Here is a 16,667-nt window from a genome sequence, read left to right as displayed (position 1 = left end):
TTGTTATTATGATTTGTGCTTACAAAGGGTAGAGTGTCGCTAACTCTAAACTTACTTTTCAAGAGTACCGTGTGAGAGCGATTTCAGATATGCATTTATGAAGCCGTCTATGTCACCGTCCATAACAGCCTGAATATTGCCGTTTTCAAAGCCTGTACGTGTGTCCTTTACGAGAGTATAGGGCATGAATACATAGGAACGTATCTGTGAGCCCCATGCGATCTGGTTCTGAACGCCCTTGATATCCTCGATCTTTTCGAGGTGCTCACGCTCCTTGATCTCGATAAGCTTTGAACGGAGCATCTTCATAGCGTAGTCCTTGTTCTGGTACTGGCTTCGCTGAGTTTGGCATGATACAACGATACCTGTAGGCTTATGGATAAGACGTACAGCCGAGCTGGTCTTGTTTACCTTCTGTCCGCCTGCACCGCTTGAACGGTAAACTTCCATTTCGATATCCTCAGGACGGATATCAACTTCGATAGAGTCATCGAGTTCGGGCATTACTTCAAGTGCAGCGAATGATGTGTGTCTGCGTCCCTGCGCATCGAAAGGAGATACGCGGACAAGTCTGTGAACGCCCGACTCCGACTTCATATAGCCGTAAGCATTTTCGCCTTCGATAAGGATAGAAGCGGACTTCATACCAGCTTCATCACCGTCGAGATAGTCCAGCAGTTCTACCTTGAACTCGTGACGCTCAGCCCAGCGGTTGTACATACGATAGAGCATTTCTGCCCAGTCCTGAGCCTCTGTTCCGCCTGCACCTGCATGGAAGGTGAGGATAGCGTTTGCGTTGTCATACTCGCCTGTGAGGAGAGTTGAAAGCTTTTCGTCCTCAAGCTTTGTCTTGAAAGCTTCGCACTCTTTCTTTATTTCTTCGATGTCGCTTTCGTCATCGGCTTCTATAGAAAGCTCGATAAGAGTAATAAGATCTTCAAGACTGTTATTGAGTATGTTGAACTTTTCTATCTTTCTTTCAAGAGACTTCTGCTCTTTCAGTACCTTCTGGGAATTTTCGAGGTCGTCCCAGAAGCCTTCCTTAGCTGTTTCTTCACCGAGTTCTGCGACTCTTTTTTTGGCATTTTCTATATTCAGAACGTCTGCAAGCTCCTTCATTTCAGCGCGGTAGCCTGTCATTTCGACTCTGAGTTCATCAAATATTATCATAGCTAAAATTCCTTTCAAACATAGATATATATATTATATCACAGTTTTGGACTAAGTGCAAGGGGTGAGAGCCAGTTTTTTGCAATTATTTAGCAGTTAGTGATTAGTTGTTAGTGGTTATTGCTTAGTTGTTAGTGAGCAGAGAGTAGTGAGTAGAAAGTAGAGTGTAGGGGCTGCCTTTGGCAGTCCGTGAGTGAATAAAAAAAGAAACAGCTAACCTGCTCTCACACAAGTCGGCTGTTTCTTTAAATAATGAGAGAGAGGGGGCGAGTATTTCACCCTGCCTCAAAAGTATTATATCATGTATGATATATAGTGTTAAGTGTGACGTCAATGACTTCCAACAGAGGGTACGTGCAGCTGTTAGCTGCGCCAGCCCCTACGCATAGTTATGGCATACATAATTGTTACGGGCACACGGGTGCACACTGTGCGCCCCTACTAACAACTAACCACTTTTACCCTTGACAAACGTGAATTTATCGTGTATAATAAGAAAGTATTCAAAGGCGATGATGAAGAGGAGTACTCAGGATCCCCGATTTTCAGAGAGCTGCCGTATGGTGTAAGGCAGTATGACGGACCTGCGGAAGTAGCTTCGGAGCTTCGCGTGCCAACGGCTTGTGCTCAGTAGTATGCGGCGTGATCCTCACGTTACAGGGGAAGAGGTTTGCAGACCTCGCAGAGTGCGGGAGAGTATTCCCGAATTCAGGTGGTAACACGGACAATCGTTCGCCCTGAGCCGTAAGGTTCGGGACGGACTTTTTTATTTATTGTAAGTTGAGAGTTCAGAGTTGAGAATTGAGAGTTATGGTGCCGTCAAAGACGGAATATTTAAATAAATCTGCGTAAGCAGATACAATAACTTTCAACTCTCCACTTTCAACTCTCAACTCATGAACGAAAAAATGATTTTTAAAGGAGAATTGATCGAAATGGCAAAGGAACTTGCTAAGGCATATAATCCAAAAGACTTTGAGGATCGTATCTATGCCGCTTGGAATGAAAAGGGCTGCTTCCGTGCTGAGGCTGACCCGAAGAAAACACCATACACTATAGTTATCCCTCCTCCGAACATCACTGGACAGCTCCACATGGGACACGCCCTTGATGAAACATTACAGGATATCCTTATCCGCTGGAAGAGAATGAGCGGCTACAGCGCACTGTGGCTCCCGGGTACTGACCATGCTGCTATTGCTACAGAGGCTAAGATAGTTGAAGCTATGCGCAAGGAAGGCGTTACAAAGGAGGACCTCGGCAGAGAGGGCTTTATGAAGCGCGCATGGGAATGGAAAAAGCAGTACGGCGGACGTATCGTTGAACAGCTCAAAAAGCTCGGTTCTTCATGCGACTGGTCAAGAGAGCGTTTCACTATGGACGAGGGCTGCTCAAAGGCTGTAAAGGAAGTATTCATCAAGTACTACGAAAAAGGTCTCATCTACAGAGGTGAGCGTATAATCAACTGGTGCCCTAAATGCCGCACATCACTTTCAGATGCTGAGGTAACTTACGAAGATCAGGCAGGTCATTTCTGGCATCTCCGCTACAAGATCAAAGACAGCGACGGATATTTAGAGCTTGCTACAACACGTCCCGAAACTCTCCTCGGTGATACAGCTGTTGCTGTAAATCCAAAGGACGAGCGTTACACTGACCTTGTAGGCAAGACAGTTATCCTTCCGCTGGTTCACCGCGAAATACCTATCGTTGCTGATGATTACGTTGAAATGGACTTTGGTACAGGCGTAGTTAAGATAACTCCTGCACATGACCCTAACGACTTTGAGGTAGGTCTCCGTCATGATCTTCCTGTTATCAATGTAATGAACGACGATGCAACTATCGTTGACGATTACCCCGAGTATGCAGGCATGGACAGATATGAGGCAAGAAAGAAGATAGTAGAGGACCTTGAAAATGAAGGCGCACTCGTTAAAATAGAGGAATACAGCCATAATGTAGGTACTTGCTACCGCTGCGGCACTACAGTTGAGCCAAAGGTTTCAACACAGTGGTTCGTTAAGATGAAGCCTCTTGCAGAGCCTGCTATAGCAGCTGTAAAGAACGGCGATACAAAGTTCGTTCCCGAGCGTTTTGACAAGATATATTTCCACTGGCTGGAAAATATCAAGGACTGGTGTATCTCCCGTCAGATATGGTGGGGACATCAGATACCTGCATTCTACTGCGATGCCTGCGGTGAAATGGTTGTAACAAAGGAGAGCAGCGCAGTTTGTCCTAAGTGCGGCAAGCCAATGAGACAGGATCCCGATACTCTCGATACATGGTTCAGCTCTGCACTCTGGCCGTTCTCAACACTTGGCTGGCCTGAGAATACAGAGGATTTAAAGTACTTCTACCCAACAAATACTCTCGTAACAGGCTATGACATCATCTTCTTCTGGGTAATCAGAATGATGTTCAGCGGTCTGGAGAACATGGGCAAGGTACCATTTGATACAGTTCTTATCCACGGTCTTGTACGTGATGCGCAGGGACGCAAGATGTCCAAGTCTCTCGGCAACGGTATCGATCCGCTCGAAGTTATCAACGAGTATGGTGCCGATGCACTCAGATTTATGCTTGCTACAGGTAACTCACCGGGAAACGATATGCGTTATATCGACGATAAGGTAAAGGCTGCACGTAACTTCGCAAACAAGCTCTGGAACGCTTCACGTTTCATTATGATGAATCTTCCCGAGGACTTCGAGTTCAAGGGACTCCCTGCCGAGCTTGAATTAGAGGACAAGTGGCTCGTTAACAAGTTCAATCAGCTTGCTAAGGAAGTAGGCGAGAACCTTGACAGATATGAGCTTGGCGTTGCTTCACAGAAGATATATGACTTTATCTGGGACGTTTACTGCGACTGGTACATCGAGCTCACAAAGCCGAGAATACAGGCAGGCGGCGAGACAATGGCAAAGGCTCAGGCAGTTCTTGTATGGGCAATGCAGGGTATGCTGAAGCTTCTCCACCCATTCATGCCGTTCATTACTGAGGAGATATGGCAGGTCCTCACAAACGAGAAGTCAATGATAATCCTCGAAACCTACCCAACATACGATGCTTCTATCGACTTTGGCGCAGAGGAAAAGGCGTTCGAGAAGATAATTTCAGCTATCAAGGCTATAAGAAATACACGTACAGAAATGAACGTACCTCCGTCAGTAAAGGCTAAGCTCTTCATTGAGACTGCCGACAAGGAGCTCTTCAACTCATGCGCAGTATTCTTCGAGAAGCTTGCTTCTGCTTCCGCAGTTGAGACAGGTGACAAGTTCGATATCCCTGATTCGGCAAATGCCGTTACCGACTCCGCTCGTATCTTCATTCCTATGGACGAGCTTGTTGACAAGGAGAAGGAAATAGCACGTCTTGAAAAGGAAAAGGCTAAGGTACAGAAGGATATAGACTTCCTCAGCGGAAAGCTGAATAATCAGGGCTTTATCGCAAAGGCTCCTGCACAGCTCATAGACGCTGAAAAGGCAAAGCTTGCAAAGGCAGAGGAAAAAATGGCTAAGATAGAGCAGTCTATCGCAGCTTTCAGAAAGTAATATGAAATGCAATAAGCTCCCCGTTTTCAGGGGAGCTTATTTTTTGTGTATAATGAAGGAAGAATATTATGAAAAACTCTTAGTCAAATATATCTGAGCCCTTCTGTGATTTGTTTGACTTTTTGCTCTTTGTTGTGGGCTCTTCTTCTTCCTCGTCCTCGTCTTCATCTTCGTCCTCTGCCTCTTCTTCTACCTCGGCATTTTTCTTGGACTCTTTCTCTTCTTTTTCTTCGTTCTTGCTGTTATTCTTATCTTCATTTGCAGATTCGTGTGCCTGCTCGTCAAGAGTTACTACAATGGTCTTTTCAACGCCGTTTCTCATAATAGTGAGCTCGAACTTTTCTCCTGCGGTGTGCTTGTTCTTCTTTGCAATAAGTTCTTCGGAAGTAGTTACCTTTTCACCGTCAGCCTTGGTGATGATATCGCCGACTTCAATGCCAGCCTTTTCAGCAGCACTGCCTTCGTTTACGGCTTTTACGATAACACCTAATGGCAGATTGTACAATTCAGCGTCTGACTCGTCGATGCCCTTGCAGGTGATACCGAGTTGCGGCTTGCCTGTAACATAACCGTACTTCATAATGTCGTCAATGATAGTTGCTGTTGCATTTGAAGGGATAGCGAAACCGATACCTTCGATAGATGCACCTGATGAAGAGTATGAAGATGACATCTTTGAAGAGTTGATACCGATTACCTGACCGTACTTGTTGATAAGCGGACCGCCTGAGTTACCTGAGTTTATAGCTGCATCAGTCTGGATAAGGTTCATAGCCTTGTCGTTGATAGTGATGTCACGGTCAAGACCTGATATCATACCGCCTGTAACAGTATTTTTAAGCTCAAAGCCGAGAGGGTTGCCGATAGCGATAACTGATTCACCAAGCTGGAGGTCGTCGCTGTTGCCGAATTCAGCAGCTGTAAGACCTGTTGCCTCTATTTTGAGAACTGCAAGGTCGCAGTCTACATCGTAACCGATGATCTCTGCTTCATATGTTTCGTCATTAATAAGTATATTTACTTCCTTTGCACGACCTGCCTTGTATTCGTCATCATATATTACATGAGCATTTGTAACGATATAGCCGTTTTCTGATACAACTACACCTGTACCTGTACCCTTGTATGTCCTTGTCTGAGGCTCGGACTCGCTGTAATCGTAATCACCGAAGCCGCCGAAACCGCCAAATCCGCCGAAATCAAAGAAGTCATTAGGGATAGACATCTGAGACTGCATTTCCACTTCAAATGAAGACTCAACACCAACTACGGAAGGAAGGACCTTCTTTACGATCTCTTCGTTTGAGAGTGCCTTGCCGTCTGACTCAACAGGTTCGATTATGCTGATGTTCTGAGCGGCAAGCTTAGTCATAGTGGAATTCTTTGTTGAGCTTGTATCGTCTGCATCAGCGTCATCAACAACAGCTGTTGTTGAAAGGCTGTCATGTGAAAAATAACGGTAAGCCTGTATAGAACCGCCTGATACGATAGCCATAGCCATGATGAAGGCTGCTGTTTTCAGACCTGTGCGCTTTTTCGGAGGCTTGTTGTTATTGCCGCTGTCGGTACTGAAGCCGTTGTAATTGCTTCCGTTCTCCTCTGTATTATTATTGTTGTTATTATAATTGTAATTATACTCACTCATATTATTCACTTTCCTTTTCATTTTTTTTTGAGGTTTCCCTCAAGCTTTGATTATATTATATTCAGCCTATGTGAAATAAAAATGCGATTAATGTATTGTTTTTGAGAATTTTATGTGTAAATTCTATCACAATTCAGCCCCTATTGTGTTAAATGTGTAAGCAGCGTGACTGCAGCCGCAGTTATCACGCATCACGCAAAATATAAAAAAATCCCCTCAGTGCTTACACATTGTTTTGTCATGTGTAACACCAAGGGGATCAGATCATTTTAAAGGGGGAGATTGTTTATTCTACTATAGATTATAATTCACCTTTAATTTTGTATTGAAATTATATATTAGTACTTTTTGCCTAAACGGAGGTTTAAATCGCCTCTTATATAAATATTATTCGGATTTGCTGGAGAACTCTCTTTATCCATTTCAAATCTCCATGACAGACTGTTACTGGTTTCAGTAAGTGCCTGTCTTATTGTATAGTCAGGATGATTTTTGATAGTTTCCATTACATCTCTTATATACTGTCCGCAGCCTGCGACATTATTCTTAAATCCGATTGCGCATTTAACACCCTGACTTACTGCGATATCTACAAGATTAGTTGTAGAACCGTCATTATCAGCACTATGGCAGGAACCGAAATAAACTAATGAAATATGAGATGCAGTTCCTTTAGGGAGAATATCTTTTATATTATTTTTATCGATCCAGTAAAAAGAGTCTGTTCCATTTTTCTTGCCATCAAATAACGGGAACGAACTATTTGAGCCATGTCCGTGGAATATTAATACTTCAGCAGTCTTTGCTAAGCTTTTTACGTCATTAATTTGTGGAAGATCCTGTCTGCTGCCCTGATAGCCTAACTCATGGAAATAGTCTACAGTTTTTTGAGCAGCTTTTAAATCATTTTTAGATGATGTTTCATCTTTAAACATATCAGGAGCATCAGCACAGTAAAAAACATTAGCCGGCTCTAAAAACCAGTTATCGTTATTTCTTGAATCACTTCTGCCCCAAGTCTGTATAATTGCACAATCATCGTAAGATGAATTAACTACTTCAAGTACTTTGTTACCATTGCTGTTTGCAGAACCAATTTCAACACTTCCGTTTTTTGAATATTTGATAGTGAAGCTTTGTTCTGTATAAGAATTTGAATTATCGTATATCATCAAAGAAGTTCCGTCATCTCTTGATTCATTATAACTGCGAAGATCAAAGCGTCTGCCCTGAGAATTCATTGGAGTGATCTTATAGCCTATATTTCTGCCTTCATACTTGATTCTAAACTGCTGGTTTGAATCACCATGGAATGAATACTGAATGATCTCTGCACCATTATGAGTCCAACCGCCTCTAACATCCATGTACTTGTTACTATTCATGTTACGAATGTAATAAATTCCATCGTCTATTGTCTTTTCAACATTAATAGTAGTAGTTGATGAAGAAGATGATGATGATGACGAAGATGAAGATGATGAAGATGATGAAGATGATGACGAAGAAGAAGGAGCAGGATGAAGTACTACCTTCATCTTATTACGAGAATTAGTTCCAAAATAACCATCTGCTGTTAAACCATACTTTCTCTGGAATGCTAAAACTGCTGTCCTTGTTGCATTTCCAAAAGCACCGTCAACATCTAATTTTGAAGTATTAAGACGACTTGGGATACTGCTGTCATCCCCCATACTAACAAGGCTGTTTATAGCACACTGTAACCACTTTACATCATCTCCGCTGCAACCGGATGAAAGTGTACGAGTCGGCTCTGAATGCTCCCAATAGTTTATGCTGTAAGAAGCTGCGAAAGCGGACATAGGTAAAATTGTAATGAGCATTACAAGTGTTACGAAAATACCTATTAATGGTTTAGTTACTTTCTTCATTTTTTTACATTCTCCTTATTAAATATTTTGGTTAATGAAAACTGAGCAAAAAACAATGTTAAAAACGATACTTTTCTCCCCCAAGTTAGTATTTAATATTTATTTTTTTGTCCAGCTATTTTATATTATAACAAAAAACGTATAAAAAGTCAACAATTTGTGTTAAAAATGTATGCAGCAAATTTCGTTTTACGTTTTGGGGATTTATCATGTAATTTTATGCCGTGCCCTTACCTTTTTAATTATTATATGATATAAGCAGCGTGACTCTGCACCCTTTTTCGCGTCTAAAATAATTTATTAGGTATTTTTAACTCCGCGCCCTTGCATTATTCTTATATATATGATATAATAAAAACATTATATATAAGGAAAGGAAAATTATGGACAGTTCAGATATATGGAAGATAGTTCTTGTCGTTGCGATGATGATATTTTCAGCTCTGTTTTCGGGCACTGAAACAGCTTTTTCAAGCGTCAACAAGCTGAGACTGAAAAACTATGAGGCTCAGGGTAATAAAAAAGCCAAAAAAGCCCTGAGGCTTGCAAATCGCTTCGATGAAGTCCTTACGGCGGTGCTTATCGGCAACAATATCGTCAATATCGCAACTTCATCGGTCAGCACTATCGTATTTATAAAGCTTATGGGAAGCAAGGGTGCGGCAGTATCCACTATAGTCATCACAGTACTTGTGCTTGTATTCTGTGAAGTTTTGCCGAAATCCTATGCAAAGAAAAATGCGGAAAAGCTTGCACTTGCATTTGCTCCTGCACTTTCATTCCTTGTAACGGTGTTCAAGCCATTCGTATGGCTGCTCAACAAGCTTTCTTCACTTGTCTCCAAGGAAGATAAAGCTCCCAGCGTTACCGAGGAAGAGCTGAAATATATGATAGATGAGATAGAGGAGCAGGGCGTTATCGAGGAGCAGGAGAGCGAGCTTGTAAAGAGCGCCCTTGAATTCGATGAAATAAATGTCAATGAGATACTCATTCCCCGTGTAAAGGTCGTGGGAGTGGAGCTCGGTGCGACTATCGATGAGATAAAGGAGCTTTTCAGCAGGGAAATGTACTCGCGTCTCCCTGTTTATGAAAAGAGCCTTGATAACGTAGTGGGTATCATCACAAACAAGGCGTTCTTCAAGATGCTGGTAGAGGGCGGAAACGATATCAAGCCCATAATACAGGAAGTTCCTCATATTGCGGACTCAAAGCTCATAAGCGAGGCAATGCGCGATATGCAGCGTTCAAAGGTACATCTTGCGGTAGTTATCGACCAGTATGGCGGAACTAAGGGCATAGTTACCCTTGAGGATATCATCGAGGAGCTTGTCGGTGAGATATACGATGAGGACGACGAGATAGAGACAAATATTATGATGCTTGCTCCTGATAAGTACGAGGTTGCAGGAGATATGAGCATAAGCGATATGCTTGAAATGCTCGACCTTGACGAGGATATGATAACTACGGACTATACTTCCGTGGGCGGTTGGGTAACAGATGTTATGGAGCATATCCCGGAAGCAGGAGAGACTGCCGAAAGCGGTATCTTCCGCATTACAGTTGCAGAAATGAATGAGCAGACTGTGGAAAAGGTAATTATCGAAGTTCTTCCCGTTGACGATGATGAAGATGACGAGGAAGAAGAATAGAACTAAGAATTAAGAACTAAGAACTTAGAGCTAAGAACTAAGATTGTAGGGGCTGCCTTTGGCAGTCCGTGCATTTTTCAGAGAATTGAGACGGTCAGAACCATGAAATCGAAAAAAGGAAAAGCTTTTATATTAACAGGCATCATCTTCCTTGCAGTTGGGCTGCTCGTTAATATACGTGTGATACTTGGGATAATAAGGACGCTCACTTCTGATGAGCCCGAAAGCATAGGTATTATCGGCGGCGCAGACAGTCCAACGGTGATATTCATTTCCGGGAGAATATTCATGGATATGAGTATCCTTGAAAAAGCAGGACTTTTGTTGATAATAGCCGCTCCCATACCAATTATCATTGGTACAGTAAAATGTATCATAAATCGTAGGAGCTGATGTCCACATCAGCCCGACAAATTTAACGGAAAGATGTGGGACGCCGAGGGCAGCGTCCCCTACAAAAAAACCGAAACAGCTTTACTGTTTCGGTTTTTTGTTTATTCTACTGTACCCTCGCTTCTTCCGATAGTGAGGACGAAGCCTTTATTTATAGGCATTATGCCGTTAGGGTCAACAGTCTTTACGGTATTGTCGGGAAGCTTTACGCTCCATGTCTCCTGAGTGAGATTGCGGAGAGCGTGCTTGCTGGGGTCCTTCTTATTGCGGACCACCTCGCCGATTATCTTGTGGAAATCACCGTCGGTCTCACCTGTCATACCCTCATAGAGCTTAGCTCCGCCGAATGCAGGAAGCTCAAAACGCTTGAACTTTATGCTCTCTGTGCAGGTGAGCTGACCGCCGCAGTACATACAGCTTACGGAATATTTTGGTGTTATGAATGTCTCCTTGCCGCAGTGAGGGCAGGGAACAGTCTCGCTTCTCAGCTTTACGAAAGCGTCCAGCCATGTCATTTCGATAACACGGTCATAAGGCGGTTTTACCGAGCTTTTGCCAAAGGACTGTATGAACAGGTCGCGGATATATTCGGGATATATCTTCCAGAAGCGGAGAGTATTTGTGTTGAGCTGATTGTTTGCAGCATTGCGGTCGTCCTCGGGATCAAGTACGAAAACAGGGTCGCTTCCGTAGAACTTCTTTTCAAGCTCGGGAGTCATACACGGGGGAGTCGAGTACTTGCCCTCAAGTGGGTGCTCGATGAAGAGCATACGGAAGAGTATTACGGCAAGTGAGAAACGGTCAGAACGCTTGTCGGGAGCACCGCCGAGGACTACCTCAGGTGCCATATAACGCTGTTTGCCTGCGATACCGAAGTTTACTCCGCGTTCGGAAACGTTGTCGTTGTCACATATGAGCACGTCGCCGTTCTGCGGATCAATAAAGAAGTTGCCGTTGTTAAGATCCTGATAGCTGTAGCCGTCATTATGGAGAGCACGGAAGCCCTCGATGATATTGATAGCGGCATTGCAGCGAGCGGTTATGTTTGCGAAGCTTGCTTTCATGCGGCGAGTTTTCGGGTCCCACAGCAGGAAACGTGTAAGCTCCTCATATCCCTGTGGACGAAGAGGCATTATATAGCCAAAGCTGCCGTCTATCCATTCGGAAAGCTCCTCGGGCCATAAGAAAGCCTTTGTGGGAGCACCCTTTTTTATGTTTGCCTTGAGGTTTTCGTAGAATTCCTCAGGGTTTTTCATTTTTTCAACGGTGGATTTGTGGTACCATTTAAGTGCCATTTGCTTGCCGTTGCACTCTACTCTGTAGACGTTGCCCTGACCGCCTCCGCCGAGGAAATCAAGAATAGTGAACGTTGAATTGTAAATAGTTCTGCCCTTGTAGCCTGTTTTGAGTTCTGCCATGATAATGCTCCTTTCATATCCCTTATATTAAGCGGAGATACCGCCATTACATATTTGAGAATTCCTCGTTCTGAGGTTTTTTGTTTTCTGTAGTTGTCTCAGCCTCTGTTTCAGCAGGTTCAGATGTATATGTGGCTGTTTCGGCAGGCTGTTGTGCAGCAGTCGCTGCAGGTGCGGAGCTGCCGCCCTTTGATACAGTATTCTGACAGAGCCAGTCGCACCACTGTGAATAGTATTTAGCAAGAAAATGTACTCCGTCGCTTGAACTGTCGCCAGGGAGTGCGCCGTATTCATCATCAAAAATACAGTTTGCGTTAAGGAAGAATACCCTGCTGTTGTCAGCCATTTCTTCAAGACGGCTGTTGAGCATATTTATGCGCTCGTTATTGATAATGTTGTTTTCGTATGCTGCGGTAACGTGAAGATTTGCCTGAATGTAGATCACCGCATCGGGCTGTACTTCCTTTATGCCGTCAACAAGCTTTCTGTATGCCGAGACAGTGTATTCGATATCGTTTCCGACTTCGTTTATGCCGAGCATAACGTATATCTTTGCATATTTCTTTTCGTTGAGTACTGTCCACACGGTCTTGCCGTTTACGGAGGTCTTGTCTATCTGATATGCGGAAAGTCCGATATCGCAGAAGTAATCGGCATTTTTCAGCGTACCGTAGTCGCGGAGGCCAACTGTACGTGAATCGCCTATAAAGAGTGCATCATCGAAATACTCGGGACCGCTCTGTGTGAACTGTGCCTGTGCAGTTGCAGGTTCTGAGGGCTGTTCTGCGTTTGCAGTGGCAGTCTCCCCCTCAGATGTTGGCTGAGTTTCTGCATTCGGGTCGGCAGGAGTAGTCTGAGCAGGCTGTGCTGCGGCAACGGGAGTTTTTATCGTTGTCTTTGAAGCCTTGACTTTACTGTTGTTCCATATCTGCTTATATATGAACGGTGAAGCCACAAAGCAGGTAAGGAGCAGTATAAGCGTATATATACATTGTCTGAATCTATTCACAATAGTCTCTCCTTAAAATCTGAAATACATGAACGGATCATCGAGTCCTCTGTACATACAGTAGACAGATGCCCAGAATACTGCCAGAAGGATAATTGCAGTGAACGGGGAATTTTTCATCTTTTTGTATAGCTTCTGAGGAAGTGTGGTAGAGAAGATAAAGCCTGCAAGGAAGTATTTCCAGTAAATTCCCCAGTACTTGATATAGTCTTTGTCAAGTACTGCATAGGTCTTTTGCGGCAGGAATGGAAGAAGTCTCTTGAAGTAAATGCCCAGCTCATGGAAGTCCGTAATGGCAAAAATGAGCCATGTAAGCGGTATCACAAGAAACATATAGGCATGGCCGAGAGGCTTTATCTTGTTTAGTACTTTGCCTGTCCACTGTTTTTCGGTCATGATGATCACAAAGAGAACAAGTCCCCATAATACGAAGTTCCAGCTTGCACCGTGCCAGAGACCTGTAAACAGCCATACGATAAAGGTATTCCTTATCATGGCTGATGTGCCCTTACGGTTTCCGCCCAGTGGGATATATATGTAATCCTTGAACCATGTACCGAGGGTCATGTGCCACCTTCTCCAGAACTCGGTCATAGTGAGGGAGAGGTATGGGTGGTCGAAGTTTCGGGGCAGATCAAAGCCCATTATCTTGCCGAGACCTATTGCCATGAGGGAATATCCGCAAAAATCGAAATAAAGCTGGAACGAGTAGGCAAATATACCCAGCCATGCAAGCTTTGAGGAAATACTCTCATAGCCTATCATGGAGATATCGCTCCAGAGTCCGCCTATCTGATTGGCGATGAGGACTTTATAGCCAAGTCCTATGGTAAATGTCTTGAGACCGTCCTCCACCTTTTGCATGGAGTGGCGGCGGTTTTTGAGTTCCTTTGCCACATGGTCATAAGTAACGATAGGACCTGCGATGAGCTGTGGGAACATACTTATGTACGCGCCGTAATTTATTAGGCTTTTTTCTGCCTTTGCCTTGCCCTTGAACACATCGGCTATATATGATACGTTCTGGAAGGTATAGAAGCTAATTCCTATAGGCAGGATAATATCCTTTACGGTAAGGTTCTGGTGGAAGAGATGATTTATATTCTCTGTGCCGAATGACCAGTACTTGAAGAATATGAGCCACCAGAAGTTGAATAATACACCAAAGAACAGCCATGCCTTTTTGGCATGGCGGCTGTTTTCGATAAACTGTCCGACGATAAAGTTGAGCAAAGTCGTCAGCAGAAAGAGGAAAATGTAAACGGGCTTTTGTACGCCGAAGCTGTAGAATATGACGCTTCCCGTGAAAATTATAAGATTTTGGTATTCTATCCGAGATGTCGAGTTCGCTTTCCAGAAATAGAAAAGCACAGCGAATGCAAAGAGAGCTATCTGCCAGGGTTTTGTGTAGCCGAGAGTGTGGAAGAGCCTATACCCTGCAAAAATGCTTCCTGCTAATACCACGAAATTTCTGTATTCTTTTTTTGATGCCGCATAGGCTATCATAAAAACAGGCAGGAAAATGAAAATAAATTCCAAGCTGCTGAAAACCAAATAAACCACCCTTTGTAAAATCTTTTGCCCCTATTTTCGGTTTGTATATATTCTAATAATCTACGAAAAATAGCAATATTTAAACTCATACATTACTATTTTACACGTTTGACGATTAATTGTCAATAGCTTTGGAATAATGTAGCAATTTGCAGTAAACTGCTGCTTTTTAGTTATTAGTTATTAGTGATTAGTGATTAGTAGGGGCGCACAGTGTGCGCCCGAGCCGTTAGCTTGTAGGGGAGCCCGCCCTCGGGCTCCCGTTAATTCGTAATGCGTAATTCGTAATGCGTAATTATGGTGTCCGCTTACGCGGACGAATTAAGAATGATAATTTGTAGGGGCTGCCTTTGGCAGTCCGTGAAATAACGATATCATAGTAATTGGATCAATTTTATGTGTTGCGTAGGGCAATGGCTCTGCGCCGCAATAATTGCCATGCCGCAATAATTGATTAACGACATCAACAAATATTCCTGCACTGTTTTATAATATATAATCAAAACGTTGAATTTGCGGCGGTTTTATTGACTGAAAGTGCGGTCGGTGCTATAATGAGGACTGGCAAAACACGATATACGCATATCGGTGTAGGGCGGATATTATCCGCCCGTTAAAACAACAAAGGAGAAATATTGATGAAAAAGCAGATATTAGCAGCTGCTCTCGTGGCTATGCTCAGTCTTACAGCCTGCGGCGAAAGCGAAAAGAGCGACAATAAAACCGAAAAGACTACCGAAGCTACTACAGTTGCAGAAGCAACAGAAGAAGTAACAGAAGCAGCTGCAACTGAGGAAATAACAACTACCGAGGAGATAACTACAGAAGCTGTAACAGAGCCTGCTGTACCAACAGAGCTCAGCGATAAATACGTTGATTTCACCAACATGAGTTTTAAGTATAATGGAAAGCTTATGACGCTCGGTGTGTCAACATTACAGGATTTCCTTGACGCAGGCTTAGAACCAAAGGACAATTACGATAAGGTGTGGAAAGAAAGCTTTCACGGTGATCCGCACGAGGCTGGCTGTGCAATTGAATATACCGTATATTTAGGAAATTCTGAAGCAGATTGCCATTTATATTTCTGCAATCTTAAAGAGGAAGGAACACCGATGAAAGACTGTGTTCTCTGTTATATAAGCTATGATGGCAGCAAACTTGATAAGAAAAACGGGGAATACTGCAATGGTTTTGAATTTGCTTTCCCTTATAATCTTACAGCAGATGAACTTACCGCAAACAGCGGCGAACCGACTTACAAAAAAGGTGAAAATGGATTCTTTTATACAGAAACATCAACTGTTTTCACCGACGAGGAAAGAAGCATCGTTTTTAGCTTTGATAACAGAAATGACTGGACAATTATTGGTGTGAATATGACATGGACTCCATAACATAAAAACAAACCTCAGCAGAGATGCTGAGGTTTTTGTTATTTATGCCGTGAAATAATTACGCATTACGCATTAAGAATTACGCATTAACGGGAGCCCGAGGGCGGGCTCCCCTACAATTATTCAATCCCTGCCTGCTGTTTAGCAGCTGTGAGCGTATTTTTCATGAGCATAGCGATAGTCATAGGACCTACGCCGCCGGGTACGGGAGTGATGAAAGAAGCCTTCTTCTCTGCGGACTCGAACTCAACGTCGCCGCAGAGCTTGCCGTTGTCGAGGCGGTTCATGCCTACGTCGATAACTACTGCGCCTTCCTTTATCATATCGCCTGTAACGAAGTTAGCGCGTCCGATAGCGACTACGAGGATATCAGCACCGAGGCATATTTCCTTGAGGTTCTTGGTCTTTGAGTGGCAGATAGTAACAGTGCCGTTTTTCTGGAGAAGAAGCATTGCCTGCGGCTTGCCTACGATGTTGCTTCTGCCGATAACTACGCACTGCTTGCCTGTGATGTCAGTGCCTGTGCTCTCGATAAGGCGCATAACGCCTGCGGGAGTACATGGCAGGAATGAATATTCGCCTATCATTATCTTGCCTACGTTGATAGGGTGGAAAGCGTCAACGTCCTTATCGGGTGAGATAGCGTTGATAACTGCCTTTTCGTCGATATGCTTTGGCAGAGGGAGCTGTACAAGTATACCGTTTACTCTGTCGTCGCGGTTAAGTACGTTTACAAGGTCAAGGAGCTGTTCCTGCGTAGTTGACTCGTCAAGAGCGTACTCGTATGACTGGAAGCCTACAGCCTCACAAGCCTTCTTTTTGTTATTGACATAAACTCTCGATGCAGGATCGTTTCCAACGATAACGACTGCAAGACCTACCTTGAGTCCCTTTTCATCTTTGAGCTTGGCTGTTTCTTCAGCGACCTCAGCCTTTACTGCTGCGGAAACTGCCTTTCCGTCTATTAACTGTGCCATTTT

At 43.6% G+C, this 16,667-nt stretch carries 11 protein-coding genes and 1 other annotated feature; of the genes, 4 read left to right on the top strand and 7 right to left on the bottom strand.

The features are described 5' to 3' along the window. Window positions 1-51: 51 nt before the first annotated feature. Complete coding sequence (prfB, locus tag BLW60_RS02785) at window positions 52-1,170, bottom strand: peptide chain release factor 2 (RefSeq protein ID WP_074714361.1); 1,119 nt, start codon at window positions 1,168-1,170, stop codon at window positions 52-54. 503 nt (window positions 1,171-1,673) lie between these two features. Beyond that, window positions 1,674-1,913: a binding site (T-box leader), on the top strand. A gap of 192 nt (window positions 1,914-2,105) precedes the next feature. Here prfB and BLW60_RS02780 point away from each other — a divergent pair. Further along, on the top strand, window positions 2,106-4,727 hold the full coding sequence (locus tag BLW60_RS02780; RefSeq protein WP_074714360.1) for a valine--tRNA ligase: 2,622 nt from the start codon (window positions 2,106-2,108) through the stop codon (window positions 4,725-4,727). A 79-nt stretch (window positions 4,728-4,806) separates the two neighbouring features. On the opposite strand, the gene BLW60_RS02775 is transcribed toward BLW60_RS02780, so the two are convergent. Continuing rightward, on the bottom strand, window positions 4,807-6,372 hold the full coding sequence (locus BLW60_RS02775) for a S1C family serine protease (protein WP_074714359.1): 1,566 nt from the start codon (window positions 6,370-6,372) through the stop codon (window positions 4,807-4,809). A gap of 338 nt (window positions 6,373-6,710) precedes the next feature. Beyond that, a complete protein-coding gene (locus BLW60_RS02770) occupies window positions 6,711-8,264 on the bottom strand; it encodes an RICIN domain-containing protein (protein WP_074714358.1) in 1,554 nt (517 codons plus the stop codon). A gap of 383 nt (window positions 8,265-8,647) precedes the next feature. Here BLW60_RS02770 and BLW60_RS02765 point away from each other — a divergent pair, with 383 nt between their 5' ends. After that, the gene (locus tag BLW60_RS02765) at window positions 8,648-9,916 is read left to right on the top strand and encodes a hemolysin family protein (protein WP_074714357.1); all 1,269 of its coding nucleotides are present in this window, start codon (window positions 8,648-8,650) and stop codon (window positions 9,914-9,916) included. 102 nt (window positions 9,917-10,018) lie between these two features. Further along, window positions 10,019-10,309 carry a hypothetical protein gene (locus BLW60_RS02760; protein ID WP_074714356.1) on the top strand — a complete coding sequence of 97 codons (291 nt, stop codon included), beginning with the start codon at window positions 10,019-10,021 and terminating at the stop codon, window positions 10,307-10,309. A gap of 101 nt (window positions 10,310-10,410) precedes the next feature. On the opposite strand, the gene BLW60_RS02755 is transcribed toward BLW60_RS02760, so the two are convergent. Genes BLW60_RS02755 through BLW60_RS02745 form a run of 3 tightly spaced genes read right to left on the bottom strand, consistent with a single transcriptional unit; the run spans window position 10,411 to window position 14,290 of the window. Next, a complete protein-coding gene (locus BLW60_RS02755; protein WP_074714355.1) occupies window positions 10,411-11,727 on the bottom strand; it encodes a protein kinase domain-containing protein in 1,317 nt (438 codons plus the stop codon). A 46-nt stretch (window positions 11,728-11,773) separates the two neighbouring features. Further along, complete coding sequence (locus tag BLW60_RS02750) at window positions 11,774-12,736, bottom strand: GDSL-type esterase/lipase family protein (protein WP_074714354.1); 963 nt, start codon at window positions 12,734-12,736, stop codon at window positions 11,774-11,776. Window positions 12,737-12,748: 12 nt separating this feature from the next. Next, window positions 12,749-14,290 carry an MBOAT family O-acyltransferase gene (locus BLW60_RS02745; RefSeq protein ID WP_139283353.1) on the bottom strand — a complete coding sequence of 514 codons (1,542 nt, stop codon included), beginning with the start codon at window positions 14,288-14,290 and terminating at the stop codon, window positions 12,749-12,751. A 638-nt stretch (window positions 14,291-14,928) separates the two neighbouring features. Here BLW60_RS02745 and BLW60_RS02740 point away from each other — a divergent pair. Next, complete coding sequence (locus tag BLW60_RS02740) at window positions 14,929-15,687, top strand: hypothetical protein (protein ID WP_074714353.1); 759 nt, start codon at window positions 14,929-14,931, stop codon at window positions 15,685-15,687. Window positions 15,688-15,806: 119 nt separating this feature from the next. On the opposite strand, the gene folD is transcribed toward BLW60_RS02740, so the two are convergent. After that, the gene (gene folD / locus BLW60_RS02735) at window positions 15,807-16,664 is read right to left on the bottom strand and encodes a bifunctional methylenetetrahydrofolate dehydrogenase/methenyltetrahydrofolate cyclohydrolase FolD (protein WP_074714352.1); all 858 of its coding nucleotides are present in this window, start codon (window positions 16,662-16,664) and stop codon (window positions 15,807-15,809) included. Between the last annotated feature and the right edge of the window lie 3 nt (window positions 16,665-16,667).

The organism is Ruminococcus flavefaciens (assembly GCF_900108555.1).
Taxonomy (GTDB): domain Bacteria; phylum Bacillota; class Clostridia; order Oscillospirales; family Ruminococcaceae; genus Ruminococcus; species Ruminococcus flavefaciens_P.
Note: the sequence above shows the minus strand (reverse complement) of the source record. Positions and strands in the feature narration are given on the sequence as shown.